This window comes from Rhizobium sp. USDA 4016 (assembly GCF_056279705.1).
This window is the reverse complement of the sequence record NZ_JBWCCY010000002.1, coordinates 1,190,779-1,206,873: the sequence shown is the minus strand read 5'-3', so window position 1 is coordinate 1,206,873 and position 16,095 is coordinate 1,190,779. Positions and strand designations below refer to the sequence as shown.

Annotated in this window: 13 protein-coding genes, 1 tRNA gene and 2 pseudogenes; 5 read left to right on the top strand and 11 right to left on the bottom strand. The window is 59.2% G+C overall.

Annotated elements, in window-relative coordinates; all coding sequences use genetic code 11:
• Nucleotides 1-20 precede the first annotated feature (20 nt).
• The 5 genes and pseudogenes from ACZ9DP_RS06885 to ACZ9DP_RS06865 form a co-directional block, all read right to left on the bottom strand.
• Nucleotides 21-1,071: pseudogene (locus tag ACZ9DP_RS06885) on the bottom strand (putative FMN-dependent luciferase-like monooxygenase).
• The gene (locus tag ACZ9DP_RS06880) at nucleotides 1,068-2,768 is read right to left on the bottom strand and encodes a dipeptide ABC transporter ATP-binding protein (RefSeq protein ID WP_476200917.1); all 1,701 of its coding nucleotides are present in this window, start codon (nucleotides 2,766-2,768) and stop codon (nucleotides 1,068-1,070) included. Before ACZ9DP_RS06880 ends, ACZ9DP_RS06885 begins: the two are co-directional and overlap by 4 nt.
• On the bottom strand, nucleotides 2,765-3,682 hold the full coding sequence (locus tag ACZ9DP_RS06875; protein ID WP_476200915.1) for an ABC transporter permease: 918 nt from the start codon (nucleotides 3,680-3,682) through the stop codon (nucleotides 2,765-2,767). Before ACZ9DP_RS06875 ends, ACZ9DP_RS06880 begins: the two co-directional genes overlap by 4 nt.
• Nucleotides 3,679-4,623, bottom strand: coding sequence for an ABC transporter permease (locus ACZ9DP_RS06870; RefSeq protein WP_074072061.1), 945 nt, complete (start codon nucleotides 4,621-4,623; stop codon nucleotides 3,679-3,681). The genes ACZ9DP_RS06875 and ACZ9DP_RS06870 overlap by 4 nt, the downstream gene beginning before the upstream one ends.
• Nucleotides 4,624-4,675: 52 nt before the next feature.
• Nucleotides 4,676-6,313 carry a TIGR04028 family ABC transporter substrate-binding protein gene (locus ACZ9DP_RS06865; protein ID WP_476200914.1) on the bottom strand — a complete coding sequence of 546 codons (1,638 nt, stop codon included), beginning with the start codon at nucleotides 6,311-6,313 and terminating at the stop codon, nucleotides 4,676-4,678.
• A gap of 349 nt (nucleotides 6,314-6,662) precedes the next feature.
• Between ACZ9DP_RS06865 and ACZ9DP_RS06860 the strand changes: the two genes are divergently transcribed.
• Nucleotides 6,663-7,391 (top strand): YoaK family protein, encoded by a 729-nt coding sequence (locus ACZ9DP_RS06860; protein ID WP_476200913.1) that lies wholly within the window; start codon nucleotides 6,663-6,665, stop codon nucleotides 7,389-7,391.
• A gap of 17 nt (nucleotides 7,392-7,408) precedes the next feature.
• Here the strand turns inward: ACZ9DP_RS06860 and ACZ9DP_RS06855 are convergent, their stop codons facing one another.
• Nucleotides 7,409-8,014: a class I SAM-dependent methyltransferase gene (locus tag ACZ9DP_RS06855; RefSeq protein ID WP_074072066.1), complete on the bottom strand. Its 606-nt coding sequence runs from the start codon at nucleotides 8,012-8,014 to the stop codon at nucleotides 7,409-7,411.
• Nucleotides 8,015-8,286: 272 nt separating this feature from the next.
• Between ACZ9DP_RS06855 and ACZ9DP_RS06850 the strand changes: the two genes are divergently transcribed.
• Nucleotides 8,287-8,362 (top strand) — tRNA-Val (locus ACZ9DP_RS06850).
• A 5-nt stretch (nucleotides 8,363-8,367) separates the two neighbouring features.
• Here ACZ9DP_RS06850 and ACZ9DP_RS06845 read toward each other — a convergent pair.
• Nucleotides 8,368-9,003 carry a tyrosine-type recombinase/integrase gene (locus tag ACZ9DP_RS06845; RefSeq protein ID WP_476200911.1) on the bottom strand — a complete coding sequence of 212 codons (636 nt, stop codon included), beginning with the start codon at nucleotides 9,001-9,003 and terminating at the stop codon, nucleotides 8,368-8,370.
• Nucleotides 9,004-9,145: 142 nt separating this feature from the next.
• Nucleotides 9,146-9,541, bottom strand: a complete 396-nt coding sequence (locus ACZ9DP_RS06840) for a hypothetical protein (protein WP_476200910.1) — start codon at nucleotides 9,539-9,541, stop codon at nucleotides 9,146-9,148.
• A 656-nt stretch (nucleotides 9,542-10,197) separates the two neighbouring features.
• Between ACZ9DP_RS06840 and ACZ9DP_RS06835 the strand changes: the two are divergent.
• Nucleotides 10,198-10,371 (top strand): annotated as a pseudogene (locus ACZ9DP_RS06835) (DUF1515 family protein); the annotation flags it as partial.
• 317 nt (nucleotides 10,372-10,688) lie between these two features.
• Here ACZ9DP_RS06835 and ACZ9DP_RS06830 read toward each other — a convergent pair.
• On the bottom strand, nucleotides 10,689-11,255 hold the full coding sequence (locus ACZ9DP_RS06830; RefSeq protein WP_476200909.1) for a hypothetical protein: 567 nt from the start codon (nucleotides 11,253-11,255) through the stop codon (nucleotides 10,689-10,691).
• Nucleotides 11,256-11,962: 707 nt separating this feature from the next.
• Here ACZ9DP_RS06830 and tnpC point away from each other — a divergent pair.
• On the top strand, nucleotides 11,963-12,775 hold the full coding sequence (gene tnpC, locus ACZ9DP_RS06825) for an IS66 family transposase (protein ID WP_476200908.1): 813 nt from the start codon (nucleotides 11,963-11,965) through the stop codon (nucleotides 12,773-12,775).
• Nucleotides 12,760-12,861 carry a hypothetical protein gene (locus ACZ9DP_RS06820; protein ID WP_476202216.1) on the top strand — a complete coding sequence of 34 codons (102 nt, stop codon included), beginning with the start codon at nucleotides 12,760-12,762 and terminating at the stop codon, nucleotides 12,859-12,861. Before tnpC ends, ACZ9DP_RS06820 begins: the two co-directional genes overlap by 16 nt.
• A gap of 293 nt (nucleotides 12,862-13,154) precedes the next feature.
• On the opposite strand, the gene groL is transcribed toward ACZ9DP_RS06820, so the two are convergent.
• A complete protein-coding gene (gene groL / locus ACZ9DP_RS06815; RefSeq protein WP_476200906.1) occupies nucleotides 13,155-14,795 on the bottom strand; it encodes a chaperonin GroEL in 1,641 nt (546 codons plus the stop codon).
• A gap of 25 nt (nucleotides 14,796-14,820) precedes the next feature.
• A complete protein-coding gene (hemA, locus tag ACZ9DP_RS06810; RefSeq protein WP_476200905.1) occupies nucleotides 14,821-16,083 on the bottom strand; it encodes a 5-aminolevulinate synthase in 1,263 nt (420 codons plus the stop codon).
• Nucleotides 16,084-16,095 lie beyond the last annotated feature (12 nt).

Sequence of the window (16,095 nt, the reverse complement as noted above, 5' to 3'; positions counted from 1 at the left end):
CTTTCTTGGAGAGCCGAAAATCAGGCGTTGGCTGCGAGCCGCCGCTCGTGATGAAGCAGAGCCTGGCCCGTCCAGCCAAGCGCGGGCGCCACGATGGTTGCCGTCAATTCCAGCGAGCGCAGGATATGCTCTTGCGGCGGATCAACCGAATGCACCTGGAAGACGAGATCGGTCACTCGCGACAGCGCAGTATCGGCCTTAAGCGACGCAATCACGTCGTCCGGCGTTCCGACATGCACATCGAATGCCTTGATGAGGTCTTCTGTCGTCGTGCCGGTAATCTTATGACCGCTTGCGACAAAGCGCTCGACGCTGCGCTTAAGCCCGAGTTCGGCAAAATGCAGCGCCTCCTTCCGGTCATCGGCGACAAAGAGGCTGCGGGGAACCGAGAATGCGCGGCGCGCGGCAGTCGGCCAACGCTCCGAGATAGGTATCAATGATCGGATTTTGCAATTCCCAAAGCGCCGCAGACGGGGCTTCAAGCGGACGCGGCTGCGTCCGCGAAAGCATCAGACCATCACCATCACGGCCAGCACGCTCGCCGCCGTCGACGGAAAACGTCGCCTGCCAGACATGATCAAGCAAGTGCGGCGCATCTGGATAGAGGCGGTTGCCGCCTTCCAGCTCGCGGCCGGCCCAGGCGCCGCGCACCATCGCAAGGCTCTTAGCATAGACTTGGCCGCGATCGGCACTTTGCAGGCCGAACGGCAGGAAGGCTGCAGGCGTGCCGCCCGTGCCGAAACCGATTTCAAGGCGGCCATTCGAAAGGATATCGAGAACCGCCGTGTCCTCCGCAACACGAACCGCATTCTCCATCGGAAGCGTGATCACGCCTGTTCCGAGCCGGATGCGCGATGTTCGCGCCGCAAGTTCGGCAAGAAGGATAAGGGGTGAAGGAAGTCCCCCTTCTTCGCCATTGAAGTGGTGTTGGGCAATCCAGGCGCTGTTAAATCCGAACTTTTCCGCATGGATGACCTGCTCGACAACCAGCCGGTAGCGGGTTGCCGGATCGGCCTGGTCGAGTACCCGACTGAAAAAGCCGAGACGCTTCGGCTGGACTGGATATCTCATGGATTCGTTCCTGCATTGGTCAACGACGACCGCCTCGGGATGGGCGGATATTTCTTGCCGGGAATGGCATCGATCAACTCACGCGTGTAGGCATGCTGCGGATCGCCGAAGACACCCTCCACCGGCCCGCTGTCGACGAGCTTGCCTTCTTTCAGCACCGAGACCGTGTCGGCGATCTGGCGGACCACGGCGAGATCGTGGGAGACGAAAAGATAGGTGAGCCCAAGCTCGCGCTGCAGTTTGTCGAGCAATGACAGGATCTGCGCCTGCACGGTGACGTCGAGCGCTGAGACCGCCTCGTCGAGAACGAGGATCTGCGGACCAAGGACCAGCGCACGGGCAATCGCAACGCGCTGACGCTGTCCACCGGAAAGCGCATGCGGCCTGCGCTGCAGCATATCGAGCGTCAGCCCCACCCTTTCGAGTGTGTTTGCGACCTTTTCAGCCCGTTCGGCGCGTGAGATCGGATCAAAGTTCAAAAGTGGCTCCTCGACAATCCGTGCAATGGTCTGGCGCGGATCGAGTGAGCCAAAGGGATTCTGATAGACGAGCTGGATCTTCTTGCGAAAGAGCCTCAGCGTTTCACCGCCCAGACGAGCCAGGTCTAGGCCATCGACGAACACGTTCCCCGCCGTCGGCTTCTGGAAGGCCGCCACAGTACGGATTGTCGTTGTCTTGCCGGATCCCGATTCACCGACAAGCGCATGAGTCGTGCCGCGCCGGACCCGAAACGAGATGTCGTCGACGGCGCGAAATTGGCCTTTCTGTCCGCCGAGGCCGAAATCCTGGATTAGATTTTCGACAACGATGATATCGTCCGGCTCTGTGGCCGGCGCTCCTGCAGCAGCCGGCACGCGGCGTCGACCGGCATTGAGAGACGGCGCGTCGGCAAGAAGCTGTCGCGTATATGCACTTTGCGGCGCCCTCAGGATATCGCCGATACGGCCTTGTTCCTGAATGCGGCCATGTTTCAGCACCACCAGCTTGTCGGCCCGGTCGGCGGCAACTCCAAGATCGTGCGTCACCAATAGGAGCGCTGTCCCACATTCGCGGCGCAGCGCGTCGATGAGGTCGAGAATGTGCTTCTGGACCGTCATATCGAGCGCGCTCGTCGGCTCGTCGGCAATAATCAGCGAGGGTCTCAGTGCAATTGCAATCGCAATCAGCACGCGCTGCTTCATGCCGCCGGACAGCTCGTGCGGATACTGCTGGGCACGCAACGTCGGCTGATAGAGGCCGACGCGCCCAAGCAGTTCGATTGCCTGAGCATAGGCAACCGGTCCGGAAGATTGGTCGTGGATTGCGAAGATCTCCGCCACCTGTTTGCCGATAGTCTTAACCGGATTGAGCGCGTTGCCCGGATCCTGCGGTATCAAGCTCACGACTGAACCGCGAATGCCATCGAGCCGCTTCTGAGGCCAGCCGGCAATCTCCTGCCGGTTCAGCCGGATACTGCCTTTCTCGAGGCGTCCGTTTTCCGGCAGAAGGCCGATGATTGCCTGCGCAGTCGAGCTCTTGCCCGAACCTGACTCGCCGACAAGCGCCACGACCTCGCCCGGATCAACGCGAAAATCGATCCCGCGCACCGCAGTACGCGTTCCGTTCCGGTCGCTGTAGGAGACCGTCAGCCCCGACACTTCGAGGACTGCGGCGGGCTGGGTCGCGCCGTTCGGCCGATTGACCGGTTGGATCGTCATCTCTGCACCTTTCCGATTGCCTGGCTGACCCGGTTAACCGAGAGAACGACGAGCACCACGGCGATGCCGGGTGCGGCCGTCAGCCACCATGCGGTTGCGATATAGTTGCGGCCTTCGGCAATTAGCAGGCCCCATTCCGGCGTCGGGGGTGGCGCGCCGTAGCCCAGAAAACCGAGGGTCGAAAGTTGCAGGATGGCCGACCCGACCTGCAGCGCTGCAAACGCAATGACAGATGTCAGCGAATTCGGCAGAACGTGCCGCCACAGCACTTTCAGGAACGTGGCGCCGCTGCCGAAGGCCGCCTCGACATATTCGCTGCGGCGCACCGTCACGACCTCCGAGCGCACTATACGGGCAAAGCTTGCAATCGACGTTACGCCGACGGCGATGGCAGCGTTTGTCGTGCCGAATCCGAGAAGGATGATGATACTGAGCGACAGCAATAGGGCCGGGATCGAGAGCAGCACATCCATGAGACGCATGATGACCCCGTCAACCAAACCGCCTAAGGAACCTGCTAGAAGGCCGAGCGCCGTGCCGATGGCAATGCCGATGGCGACAGCCGCAAGCGCGCCGGAAAGCGTATGCACCGAACCATGAACGAGCCGCGCGTAAAGATCGCGGCCGAGCAAATCCGTACCGAGCAGATGCGCTGTCTCAGGCGGTTTCAATTGCTGACCCGCCTGCCCCTGGATCGGGTCATACGCGGTAAAGAGCCCTGGAACGACAGCCCATAAAAGGACAAGGGTTAGGATCACAACAGCGAGCACAAAGTCGGGCTGGACGCGGATGCCGTGCCTCTTTCCTTCGGCGGTCGGCAGCGTCTCATCGGCGACCGGTGCTTCCGCGATCCAGTCGACCGGATCCGGACTTTTGATATTGAGGTGCCGTTCTGCACTGTCGAGCTGGGTCATCGCGCGGTCCCCAATTTGGTTTTCAGTCGCGGATCGAGCACGGGATAGAGCAGATCGATCGCAAGGTTTATGGCGACGAAGGTGGCTGCAGATATGACGACGATCGCCTGCAAAACCGCGACATCCTGGAAGGTCACTGCCTGTTCGGCGAGGCCGCCGATTCCGTTGAGGCCGAAGACGGCTTCGGTCACGACGGCACCGGCCAGCAGTTCGCCGAAGAGCACACCAGCCACCGTCAGTACTGGCAGCAGTGCGTTCCTTGCGACATGGCGCCACAACACCCAGGAATGCGATGCGCCCTTGGCGCGCGCAACAGCCACGAAGGGACGCGTAAGGACCTCATCGATGTTCCGAAGCAGGATTTGCGCCATCGGTGCGGAAATCGGAACGGCAACGGTCAGGACGGGAAGGATCAGTCCCTCCCATGGCCCGGGATTGATCACCGGCACGAGTTTCAGCCGGAACGAGAATATTTGGATCAGCATGATGCCGAGCCAGAAAGTGGGCACGGAGACGAACAGCGAAGGGATAGAATGAATGAACGAACGAAGCCGGCCGAGGCCCGGAATGTTGCAAAAGATCGCAAGAATGACCGCGAGGGTTAAAGCGGTGGCAAAGCCGAGCCCTGCAAGCCGGATGGTCGAGGGCAGGTTGACCGCAAGCTGCGCGCTGACGGCGACACCGCGCTGCAGTGAATAGCCGAAATTGCCTGTCAGGAAGTTGCCGATTGTTTGCAGATATTGCGACGCCAGAGACCCGTCTGCTGCGTAGGCTGCACGAATATCGGCCAGCTGTTCCGGGCTGAGGCCGTATTCCGGGTTCTGGAATTTGATCAGCACCGCGTCGCCGGGCATCGCCTGCAGCAGCACGAAGGAAATCGTGAAGGCGGCCCAGAGCACCAGAAGCGCCTGTCCTGTGCGTGAAAGAACATATCTTGCCATGGCAAACTCCGTCTCAGCGAACTAGCCCGGCTCTTGCCGGGCTTTCGGCCGGTTAGTGTTCAGCAAGCCAGATGCTGTAGAAGCTCGGGCGGCCGACCGCCTCGAAGGCTACCCCCTGCACATAAGGTGCGCCGGCAAAGGCCTGCGGCTCTTCAAAGATCGGGATGGCATAGGCCTGATCGATCACGTAGTTCTGAACCTCGCCGGCAATCGTCAGGCGCTTCGCACGATCGGGTTCTGACGAAAGCTGCTCAAGCAGGCCGTTCAGCCTGCCGTCCGCAAAGGACTTCACCTTGTCGCTCAATCCGCCCTTCTGGCGAAGCACGTCGCGGTTCTTCGGATAGTACTGGCTCTTGATGACGTCGGGATCGGCGCGGCCCACCATCGCCGGCGAAACGGGCGTCTTTTCCGGATCGAGATCATCGACCGTCTTGCTGCCGGCATCGCCTGCAAGAACATTGAGCGTCACGCCGAGCTTCGCCCATTGCTGCGCGACAAGCTGTAGCGTTGCCTTGTTCTGGGGCTGCGGCGGCGATTCATAGGCTGTCAAGATAAGTGGCTGGCCGTCTTTCGCACGCACGCCATTGGCGGCGGCCTTCCAGCCGGCATCGTCGAGCAGCTTTGCGGCTTCTGCAGGGTCGTAGGCAAGCTTCGAGGACAGATCGACATAGCCCTGCGCCGTCGAAGCGATGATCGATTTCGCCTGGGGATAGTTGACGGAAAAGAGCGTCGACACGATCTCCTGCGTATTCGTGCCATGCAGCAGCGCCCGTCGGACGCGCAGATCGGCAACGAGCGGGTTGTCTGGGCGGAAGACGACGCTGTTGTTCACGCCGCGCGTGGGCGGCGTGAAGATCTTATAACCCTGGCTTTCGACCTGCTCTTCGTCATAGGCCTGCACTTGGCGGATGAAATCCGCCTGGCCGGAAAGCAGCGCGCCGATCCGCACGCTGTCCTCCCCGGTGATGACATATTTGATGCCGTCGAGGTAGGCGCGGCCCTGATGTTTAAACTTTGCAGGACCCCAGTTGTAGTCTTGGCGCGCCTTCAGCGAGAGTTCCTTGCCGAGCGTTTCGCTTTCGACGACAAAGGGGCCTGAGCCAATGATCTTGGTTGCATCCCCGAGCTGTTCGAACGGCAAAGCCAGCGTCGTCAGCGAAACTAGGCCGGAGCCGATAACCGACGTTCCCTGCAGAAATCCCGGCGATGGCCTTTTGAAGTAGAATTTTACGGTGAGCGGGTCGATAACTTCGGAATGGTCGTAATTGTTGATGACTTCCGAAACCGGCTGCTTCAACGCTTTGTTGCCGAGACCGAACGTATCGTAGTTTTTCGCAACCGCATTCGCATCGAGCCGCGACCCGTCCGAGAAAGTCACGCCTTCGCGCAACTTGAAGGTATATTCCGTCGCATTCTCGTTGACCGTCCAGGATTGCGCGATCCAGGGCTCGATCTCGAGCGTCGTCGGATTCTGATAGGTCAATTTATCAGTAATCTGATTGAGCACGCCGCCATTCGGATAGAACCCGCCGGCCGGGGGATAAAGATTGGTGTGCGCCTGCTGCTCGAGATAGATCAGCGTGCCGCCCGTAACCGGCTTGGCCGCATCTTCCGCAATGCCCGCGGAAGCAGAAATCGTCAACGACAATGCCCCGATCAATGCGGCAGCGCCCAAATTTGTGAAGCTCATGTCTATTTCCCTCGGATCGAACATGGCCGAAGGATATGGTTTTCATGTTTTAATCCATAGAATTGATGTTCTATTTTACGCCCGCAGGATGAAATGAAGAACTCACGCAGGGATGAAACCGGCAATATCCGGCGTGGAGAGCCAAATGCCCCCGCCGAAAAGTCGAAACGCATCTGAGGTGTCGACCGTGTTGACGTTCAGATTTCAGGCGATAGAACTGAAAATGGATGGATTGCACAGAATCCTCTGCTCTCGGCGACCATCAAAAACGCCCGACCGCATCGAATTTTCACGGCATTGACCTTTTCTTCCCAGCATTGACCCGATCCCGCCACGTTGAAGACAGACCATGCTGATCCGCCAAGGGCACGAACGCAACGAACAGATTGACAGGAAGCTTGCCTCTTGTCTGGCGGCGATCGCCGGCGCGCTCAACGCGGCCGCCTTTTACGCGGTGGGCTTCTTTTCGGCGAACATGACCGGAAACATTTCCACATTTTCCGACCACATTGCCGTCGGCGCGTGGATTTCCGCCGTGTTCTACCTTGCGATCATCGTCACCTTCATCCTGGGCGCCACCGTCTCGACGCTGCTCATCAATGCCGGCCGCAGACGCAACATACATGCCATCTACGCCTACAGCATCCTGACCGAGGGGATATCGCTTGCGATACTCGGCTGTGCCGACCTTTGGCTGCTTGGAGAATGGCGGGCACCGGTTCTCGTGATCGGCCTTGCCTTTCTCATGGGCCTTCAAAACGCAGTCGTCACCCGTATTTCCAACGCTCGCGTAAGGACCACCCATATATCGGGAATGGCGACCGATGTCGGCATCGAGCTTGGGATGGCGTTTGACATCCTGCGCGGACAGGAGCGACCCAGCGAGGCGCAGTATGACCGCGCCAAGCTCCTTTTACATGTCCAAACCATCCTTGCGTTCCTGTTCGGCGGGATCCTGGGCGTCCTCGTCTATCGCTCCGCCGGCGGCTTGTTGCTTATCGCCACTGCCGCGCTATTGCTGGCGATTGCCATGGCCGGCATTTTCCGGGTGCGGCAGCAGCGGGCACAGGCCCCGTGACTTACGGGGCTGGTGCATCAGAGGCGCTGCAGGCAGAAGGAAAAATGCGCATCCGGATCCAGCGTCAGGTATTCGAAGCGCCATCCGTATTCCGCGCAGAACTTGTTGACGGCTTCCACGACGCCATAGACGATCGGCTTTACGGTGTTGCCGGTACAAAAATCGTGGCCGGCAATTCGCCCGCCGCGATTGACCTTGCTGTTTGACAGGACCAACTCCTTCCAGGTGAGTTCGAAGGAATGATCCGTGTCGATATAAACCCAGTCGAAAAAACCATCGTCAAACGTGCTGAGAGCTTCAAGCGACGTGCCCTGCCGGATCACCACCGTTCCCCCTTTTATCTCGTCGGCATATTTCTCGCTCACCGTCGCCATGCCGGCGGAGTAACGATCCATCCCCCACGGATCAATCAGGAAGAGTTTTTCGGGGCGGTTCCGCTTGAGGATTTCAGACGTGAACTCTCCTTCAGCGACGCCAATCTCGGCTGCAACTGCATGATTGGGCAGACGATAGAGGAGTTCATTGCGATCAGGCAGCAGTTTGGCGCCTTCGGTATGGACAAAATCAAGCCTTGTTCGAGGTGTGCTGCTCCTCAGACGCAGCCGCTCTTCGCGCGTTTTCACTCTGTGCTCCAGTGCGGAATGATTTGTTGCCGCGACACAACACCGGAATGTGCCGCGACGCAGCCCATCTCTATACGCAAGTCCGGCGTCACGAAAGCTTGCAAGACGAGAGGACCTGCCCAGCGGTTCACAATAATCTGACGCGTGCCCGTAATGCGCATGGGCTGATGATTGCCGGCTCGAAAAATTTTGGAGAAAAAACCCGGCAATGGTCTTGCAGTTCTGCGCCGATATCGATAGAGAGCCTGCACGCTGGATGCTGCGGCATCGAGGGGCGATTAGCTCAGTTGGTAGAGCGCCTCGTTTACACCGAGGATGTCGGGAGTTCGAGTCTCTCATCGCCCACCATTCCCTCAAATTGCCTTTGATTTTGCTTTGCTTTTTGGCTTTCTCCCCGCACCGGGAATGAGGTGCGGGGTTTTGGCGGCCTCGATTTGTTCTGCGACGAGGCGTGAGGACTTCACACCTAGCCGCGCGCGGTCGGCGCCTTTCGTATAAATTTCGGCCTGCTGCGTCGTCGCCCAGCCATAGAGCGCCATCAGTTCATGAGCTGTCGCGCCGGCGTTTGCAGCGATCGTAGCTGACAGCTTTCTCAGGCCATGCGCACTCTTGAACACGCCAGATTCGCGGCAGCGCTCGCCGAACCAGTTGCCAAAGCTCTCCTTGGTGAAGGGCCTGCCGAATGCGTTTGTAATGAAGTGCAGATCACCGGTCGGCGTCTTTCCAATCACATCAACTAGATGGTTGGAAAACTCCAGCGTGACGACCGCGCCAGTTTTTGCCGTTCGCATCGAGAACACGTTGCCGTTCAAATGCTGACGGCCGGCGCGGCAAACATCGGAGCGCCGGATGCCGGAGTGAAGCAGCAGTTCGAGCGCCAGACGCGGCTTGGTACCGATCACGGGTTTTCTTCGTCGCGTTCGACACCTTGCCGGGAAATCCCTCGCGCGAGATGCCGTCGATCTCGTTCCCCAGCCGCTCCAGGACATCGGCCATGCGATCAATGATCTAGTCGAGGACGCCGAGCATGGCCAGTTCGCCCGTCGCGCACGTGCGGCGAATGCCATGATCAAAGATCGGCGGACCAGTGTTCGGCAAAGGTTCGCGTCAGAAACGATTCCTGCTCTCCGCCTACTTGTTTCCCATCATCTTCTTGAGGTCCGCGACTTTATTCATGCAGCCTTTTTCGTCTCCGGCATCGGCCATTTTACGGGCGTCCATCATCAGCCGGCTAAGCTGGTCGGCCTCAGCGCCGGCGCTTTGCTTCGTCACCTCTTCCTGGTGCGGGGTGATGGATTTCACGCTACCTGACGTCGATCCGGTCATTTCCGGGTCGCTAGGCTGCTGCTTGCTACCCAATACCTCTTTCTGGTGCTTGGTCATGGGAGCGCCGGGGTCGCTGCCTGCTCCGGTTTGCGCAGATACCGCCGCTTGGTGCAGATTGTTGAGTTCCTCCTTGCAATCCGCGAAGGCCGGCCCGGACAGCAGAAGCGCAAACGCTGTGGTTGCTGCTAGACGCATGGACATGTTTTTCCTCCAAGAGACTGTGCGATAGATTCGCCTCAGTACCCGACGAATCGGGGCTAGTTGAGGTGACGAAAAGAGGAACGTCCGGAGACGTTCAGAAGATAAAACGCCTGATACGGATCATGGTTTCCGTACACTAACAGACCGATGCGCTAAGATTTGAGGCGGACCGCACGGCCACGTGCAAGGGGCGAAGCACGGTTACAGGAGAGCTTGGCCACACGATCCGTTCCGCCGAACATCCGAGGCAGTTGAATGTTCCTAGTCGTCCGCTTCAAATTCCTGATCAGCAAATTCATCCTCGAGGACCTGAGTGTCCTCGAGAAAGAAAAACCCCCTCCTGCGAAAATCTCCGACAATCTACGGATATCCTCAGCGATCAGCGCAGCCTATCATTACCGTGCGCTGGCGAACGGCTGATTGCCGCGGCGCAGGGGCCATGCTCCTTGGCCGGGGTAACGTGGAATATAGCCTCGGCCAAAACTGCACGTAGCCTTATCGTCAGTCCGTGACATAGCTGGCAAACCGCAGCTTCCCAGCCTTCTCACCGCAAGACGTGCATTTCAGTCCGCTTCTCGATGTCGGCGATATGCGCATGCCGCATCGACATGGACAGATTATCCCCGTGAAACTCCCGCGTCCCTGTAGAGGGCAACGTCGCGGCTGTTCAGGAAGACATTTCGGAGATGCGGCCTGTTACCGATGACGTCAAGCGATGGAAGCTAATGGGTATCGGCGCGCTCGCGGTCATTGGCATCGGCGGCATGGCTATGGGCGTCACATTTGCAGATGCCATCCGGAGGATTGGCGCGATTGTTTTCGGAAGGTAGCGAGACGTTGCGCGGTGTTCGTGAAAGATGCCACCAACGGCGACTTTCGGGCCATCAGCGGACATTCCGATCCACCAAGATCTACGCCGCCCGATCTCCATCAACGCTGGATGACAGACAAAAGCTGGCCGCGTCACGCAGTGTAGAGGCGACTCGAGTTGACCAAAATCTTGAACCCTCTCAGCATGTTAAGAAGAGGGTTCGCAAGAGCAGTTCAATTACTTCCATACCGGTCACAGCACCCCGGCCGCTGCCCCAGCAGCGGTCGGGATTTTAGATGCAGGCTGCTTCGGTCCGTCGCAGCGAGACGTTTCCTGTCATTTGATTTCCCAGGTCGTGTTATGCGGGATGTCCATCGCAGTGTAGCCCCCGGGACCAGACAGTGCCGGCATTGCTATGCAAGCAAATGGCTCGCTACCAGTAATTCCCGCGTATTTGCCGGTGCCGCCGGTGATGATATGGGTGCCACAACCCATATCTGGCTGCGACTTGTCGACGTCACGAGTATCAAAGGTCGAGAAAATCTTGTCACCGTCGTTATCGGCCAGCACGCAGGCGCCGTCGATATATTTCTTGTCGCCCGACGCAACGCTCAGCGCTGTGCAATGGGCTGACATCTTGTCGAACATCTTCTCTCCCTTCATGTTTTCGGTGGTGCCGACCGCCTCCAGCGAAGTGGCCGTACCGAGGTCGGCAATGTCAATGCTCATCAAAGGCCGAAAAATGAAGTGCGTCACATAGGGCGTGGTCCCCTTCTTTTCGATCGATTGCCCGAGAACGATTCCAGGGGCAAAGGCCAGGAGAACTCCGGAGAGAAGTGCCGCTTTGATCAGCGTCATCGCCGCGGCGGGTGCAGCGATTGTGTTCAGGTTTATGGTTTTCATTGGTTGCTCCCTTGTCTGCGGATGCGGGACGCCCAATTGATTGAATACTAAACCCCAGCGCCGGACTTGACGCCCCGTGATCTCGTGCTGAATGGAGAAGGGGCAGCTCGCGGATGTTTCAATCCAGCTGAGCGCGACATATCCTACGCAAACTAAGGTAAGCCTATTTAAAGGTTCTGTCGCGAAATTTCGTGAGGCGATGGAAGTTCCAGCTGGTGATAGTGGGATCACGCGCCAGTAGTCGAATTGCTCTCAGCCCGAGCCGGATTGGGGTCGAAGGCGTTGTCGCGCGCACGACCTTTCGCTTGCGTCGAAATTGGCGGTCTCGAACTCAGGGTTTCTTTGGGACCGACCGCGAGCTACGCAGGTTGGCGTGGAAACGCTTTCAGCTTGAGTTTTTCACCAAGGCAAAGGGCACCAGAAGGCGGGGGCACCTTCGTTCGTGGCAGCGAGGTATCGCGCGCCCGACCCCATTCTAAATGTAATGGCAGTCGCGCCCGCGCTGCTAGTAAGACATATGCGGCGTGACGAGCCGCTGGTGAGATCGGGATAAATGCGCCCGAACTGCAAATCACCATCCCAGGAAGCATAGTCTTTGTGCCCTTCACCCGGCCACGTTCCTGCCACTTGATTTCGGCTGGTATTCTTCCGTCGTCATTGTCTCAAATTTCGTTTTCTTTTTAAGTTTTCCCTGATGTAATCATCAGATGGCTAAGTCCTCTAAGCCTCTGCTCACGACGGATAAGCCGCTTCGATCCCGGCCGCGCAAGCTACGCGATCCCGCGCAGCCCAACCTTCCCCTCGATCCCATGCCTGCGCCCGAACGTGTCGTACCAAGCGGTCTTCCCACCGAGGCGTTGATTGCCCAGATCATCGTCGCAAAGTTTGGCGACCATCTGCCCTTTTATCGGCAGGCCGAAATCTTCAAGCGTCAGGGCATCCACATCGACCGGGCAAGCCATGGGAATTGGACCGGCCGCGGTTGCTTCCACCTCCAGCCGATCGGCGAGCACATGGGCAAACATCTGGCCTCAGCCGATCGTTTATTCATGGAGGAGACGACCGCGCCTGTTCTCGATCCCGGACGACGACAGACGAAGAAGGGATACTTTTGGGCGATCGCCTCCGATGATCGCGGCCATGGCGGTGCTGACCCACCTATCGTCCTGTTCAAATATGCCCCTGGGCGAAGCGGCAGTTTCGCGGAAGAGTTCCTGACCGGCTTTCGTGGGCGTCTGCTGCAATGCGACGGATATGACGGTTACGATCGGCTCACCCATATCCAGCGGCCTGAGGGTCCGTGGGTGCTCGTGCATTGCTGGAGCCATTTGCGTCGGCGCTTCGTCAAGCAGATGCGCAATACGAAATCGCCGATTGCCGAAACCGCCGTCCGCCAGATTGCAGCACTCTACGCTGTCGAAGCGACCGTCCGGGGCGCGCCGCCGGAGATCAGGCTTGCCACGCGCCGGCAACCAAGCTCAACGACGTTGACCCCGTCGCCTATATCGACGAAACCCTGACAGCCATCATCAACGGTCATCCCAAGAGCCGCATTGAAGAACTCATGCCCTGGCAATTCCGCAAGATATCAAGCCAAATTCTATAGGGTCGCGGCGGAGCGCTTACGAATGTTTGGGGGCTGAGAAGATCGCGACCAAGCATTAGAGCCCTCCTCGAGATCGGAAGCCCTGCATGCGCTCGCGTTTTCCATAACGGTCGTGCGACCGATGTTCGACGCCCATGGGCGTCGAACTTGTCGGTGATCATTCGCGTTCTCTTTGGCACGATCCCTTACTTTCTCAGGGGCCTTGTCAATGACGGAAATCGGCCAATGGGGTTTTGTCCCCTATCGTGGAACCGGTCACGTTCATATTTTGGATTGTTGCAACCGTGTCTCGATTAGAATTCGATGTCCAAATTGTCCTCATGATCGTGATGGCCCGGAAGCTCGGGCGGCGGCGGCCCCGGAACCTCTGCCACCATCGCCTCCGTCATGATCATGAGACCGGCCACGGACGCAGCGCCCTGAAGCGCCGCGCGCACCGCCTTGACGGGATCGATGATGCCCGCTGCCATCATGTCGCCGAACGCTCCCTTCTGGGCGTCGTAGCCGTAGGCGAAATCATCTTTTTCGAGAATTCTCGCTGCAACGACCGAACCGTCCTCGCCCGAATTGGCCGCAATCTGCCGCGCCGGCCAGCGTATCGCCTCCGCGACGAGGCGGATGCCTGCCTGCTGGTCGGGGTGATCGATCTTGAGCGCCTCGAGTGCCTTTCCTGCCCGCAAGAGGGCGGTGCCGCCGCCTGGCAAGATACCCTCCTCGATGGCAGCGCGAGCAGCATGGACGGCGTTTCGGATGCGATCCTTCTTCTCCCTGACCTCGATCTCGCTCGTTCCGCCGACCCGGACCACGGCGATCCCACTCGAAAGCCGCGCCAGCCGTTCCTCCAGCTTGTCGCGGTCATAGTCGAAGTCAGACTGTTCGAGCTGGCGCTTGATGGCGGCGATGCGCGTCTCGATATCCACCGGTAGACCACGCCCTTCCACGATCGTCGTGTTTTGCTTGTCGACCGTAATCTTCCCCGCGCGGCCGAGGACATCGAGCGGCACGGTCTCGATCTTAAGGCCGAGATCCTCCGAGATGACCGTACCACCCGTCAACAGCGCAATATCCTGCAGGATCGCCTTGCGGAGCTCGCCGTAGGCAGGCGCCTTGACCGCTGCCACCTTGAGGCTGCCGCGCAGCTTGTTGACGACGAGCGCTGCTCTGACTTCGGCCTCGACATCTTCGGCGATGATGAGAAGAGGTTTGCCGGTCTGCACGACCTTTTCCAGGAGCGGCACCACTTTGTCGAGGCTCGCCAGCTTCTTCTCGCCGAGAAGGATAAAGGCGTCCTCGAACTCCACCCGCGTCCGCTCGCGGTTGGTAGTGAAATGCGGGGAGATGTAACTGCGGTCGAACTGGATGCCGGTGACGATCTCGATCTCGGTTTCGAGCGACCTGCCTTCCTCGACTGTGATCACGCCATTGTTGCCGACCTTTGCCATGGCTTCGGCGATGATGCGGCCGATTTCGGTGTCGCCGTTTGCCGCGATCGTGGCGATCTGGGCTATCTCCACATTCGAGGAAACGGCTCTTGCATTCTGCTTCAGCTCCGCCGCGACAGCCTCGACAGCACGATCGATGCCGCGCTTCAAGTCCATGGGATTCATGCCGGCCGCCACTGCCCGCACGCCGCCTCTGATAATAGCCTCGGCGAGCACGACCGCAGTCGTGGTGCCGTCGCCGGTCAGATAGGAGGTTTTGACGGCAACTTGCCGGAGCAACCGGACGGCCATGTCCTCAAACCTGTCTTGAAGCTCGATCTCCTTTGCAACGGTCACGCCGTCCTTGGTGATTTTCGCACCGAAGGGCCGGGCCATGGCGACATTCCGCCCCCGCGGTCCAAGTGTGACGCTGACAGCCCTTGCGAGCGTACCCACGCCATCTAACATGCTGTCTCGCGCCTCGAAGGCGTATTTGATGTCTTTGGCCGTCATGGCCTTCCTCCCAAGAGTTGCCGCCTCACTCCGCGGCTTGAGCAGTATTGGCGTATGGTAATCCGAGCCGGTTCCAGACATCGGACAGCGCCGCCACAAGCTGGCTGATCATGATGTCATCGTGGCATGGCGACGGCGTGATGCGCAGCCGCTCGGTTCCCTTGGCGACGGTCGGATAGTTGATCGGCTGGATGTAGATGCCGTACTCGGCCAGTAGAATATTGCTCGCCGCCTTGCACTTTGCCGGATCGCCGACCCACACGGGAACGATGTGGCTGTCGCTTGGCATGACCGGCAGCCTTGCCGAATTCAGTTCGGCCTTGACGCGCCGGACGCGGTCTTGGTGGCTTTGACGCTCCGACTGCGAGGTCTTCAGGTGGCGAATCGCGGCGGTGGCCGCTGCGCAGATGGGCGGCGGCAAAGCCGTCGTGAAAATGAAACCCGGCGCGTAGGAGCGCACGGCGTCGATGAGATCGCTATTGCCGACGATATAGCCGCCGAGACATCCGAAAGCCTTGGCCAGGGTACCTTCGATGACGTCGATCCGCTCCATGGCGCCATCGCGTTCGGCAACGCCGCCGCCTCTCAGCCCATACATTCCCACCGCATGCACCTCGTCGAGATAGGTCATGGCACCGTAGCGTTCGGCGAGCTCGCAGATGCAATGGATCGGCGCGATGTCGCCGTCCATGGAATAGAGGCTTTCGAGGACGATGAGCTTCGGCCGCTCGAAGGCGACGGCCTTCAGCAGTTCCTCAAGGTGTCGCACGTCGTTGTGGCGAAAGATCTGCCTTTCCATTCCGGATTGGCGAATCCCCTCGATCATGGAATTGTGGTTGAGCGCATCGGACAGGATCAGACAGTCGGGTATGAGCTTGGCGATGGTGGAGATGCCCGTCTGGTTGGATACATACCCCGACGTGAAGACCAGAGCCGCATCCTTGCCATGCAGATCCGCGAGTTCGGCTTCCAGTTCGACGAGCGGATGGTTTGTGCCGGAAATGTTGCGGGTACCGCCCGCACCTGTCCCGTGGCGTCGCGCAGTGTCAATCATGGCTTCGATCACCTTGGGATGCTGTCCCATACCGAGATAATCGTTGGAGCACCAGATGACGACCTCCCGCGGTCCCGATGGGGAGCGCCAGGTGGCGAAGGGAAAACGTCCCGCGATCCGCTCCAGATCGGCAAAGACGCGGTATCGCTGCTCTGCATGGAGTCGTGATATGGCGGCGGCGAAGTACTGGCCGTACCGTCCAGTCCCCTTGTTCCCACCCTTCCCCCAGGTCATGTCCGTCCTCCT

Bases quoted from the DNA above. Each gene is read 5' to 3' on its own strand.
- ACZ9DP_RS06880 (WP_476200917.1), bottom strand. From the start codon at position 2,768: ATGACGATCCAACCGGTCAATCGGCCGAACGGCGCGACCCAGCCCGCC.
- ACZ9DP_RS06875 (WP_476200915.1), bottom strand. From the start codon at position 3,682: ATGACCCAGCTCGACAGTGCAGAACGGCACCTCAATATCAAAAGTCCG.
- ACZ9DP_RS06870 (WP_074072061.1), bottom strand. From the start codon at position 4,623: ATGGCAAGATATGTTCTTTCACGCACAGGACAGGCGCTTCTGGTGCTC.
- ACZ9DP_RS06865 (WP_476200914.1), bottom strand. From the start codon at position 6,313: ATGAGCTTCACAAATTTGGGCGCTGCCGCATTGATCGGGGCATTGTCG.
- ACZ9DP_RS06860 (WP_476200913.1), top strand. From the start codon at position 6,663: ATGCTGATCCGCCAAGGGCACGAACGCAACGAACAGATTGACAGGAAG.
- ACZ9DP_RS06845 (WP_476200911.1), bottom strand. From the start codon at position 9,003: ATGTCCTGGAGCGGCTGGGGAACGAGATCGACGGCATCTCGCGCGAGG.
- ACZ9DP_RS06840 (WP_476200910.1), bottom strand. From the start codon at position 9,541: ATGTCCATGCGTCTAGCAGCAACCACAGCGTTTGCGCTTCTGCTGTCC.
- ACZ9DP_RS06830 (WP_476200909.1), bottom strand. From the start codon at position 11,255: ATGAAAACCATAAACCTGAACACAATCGCTGCACCCGCCGCGGCGATG.
- tnpC (WP_476200908.1), top strand. From the start codon at position 11,963: ATGGCTAAGTCCTCTAAGCCTCTGCTCACGACGGATAAGCCGCTTCGA.
- groL (WP_476200906.1), bottom strand. From the start codon at position 14,795: ATGACGGCCAAAGACATCAAATACGCCTTCGAGGCGCGAGACAGCATG.
- hemA (WP_476200905.1), bottom strand. From the start codon at position 16,083: ATGACCTGGGGGAAGGGTGGGAACAAGGGGACTGGACGGTACGGCCAG.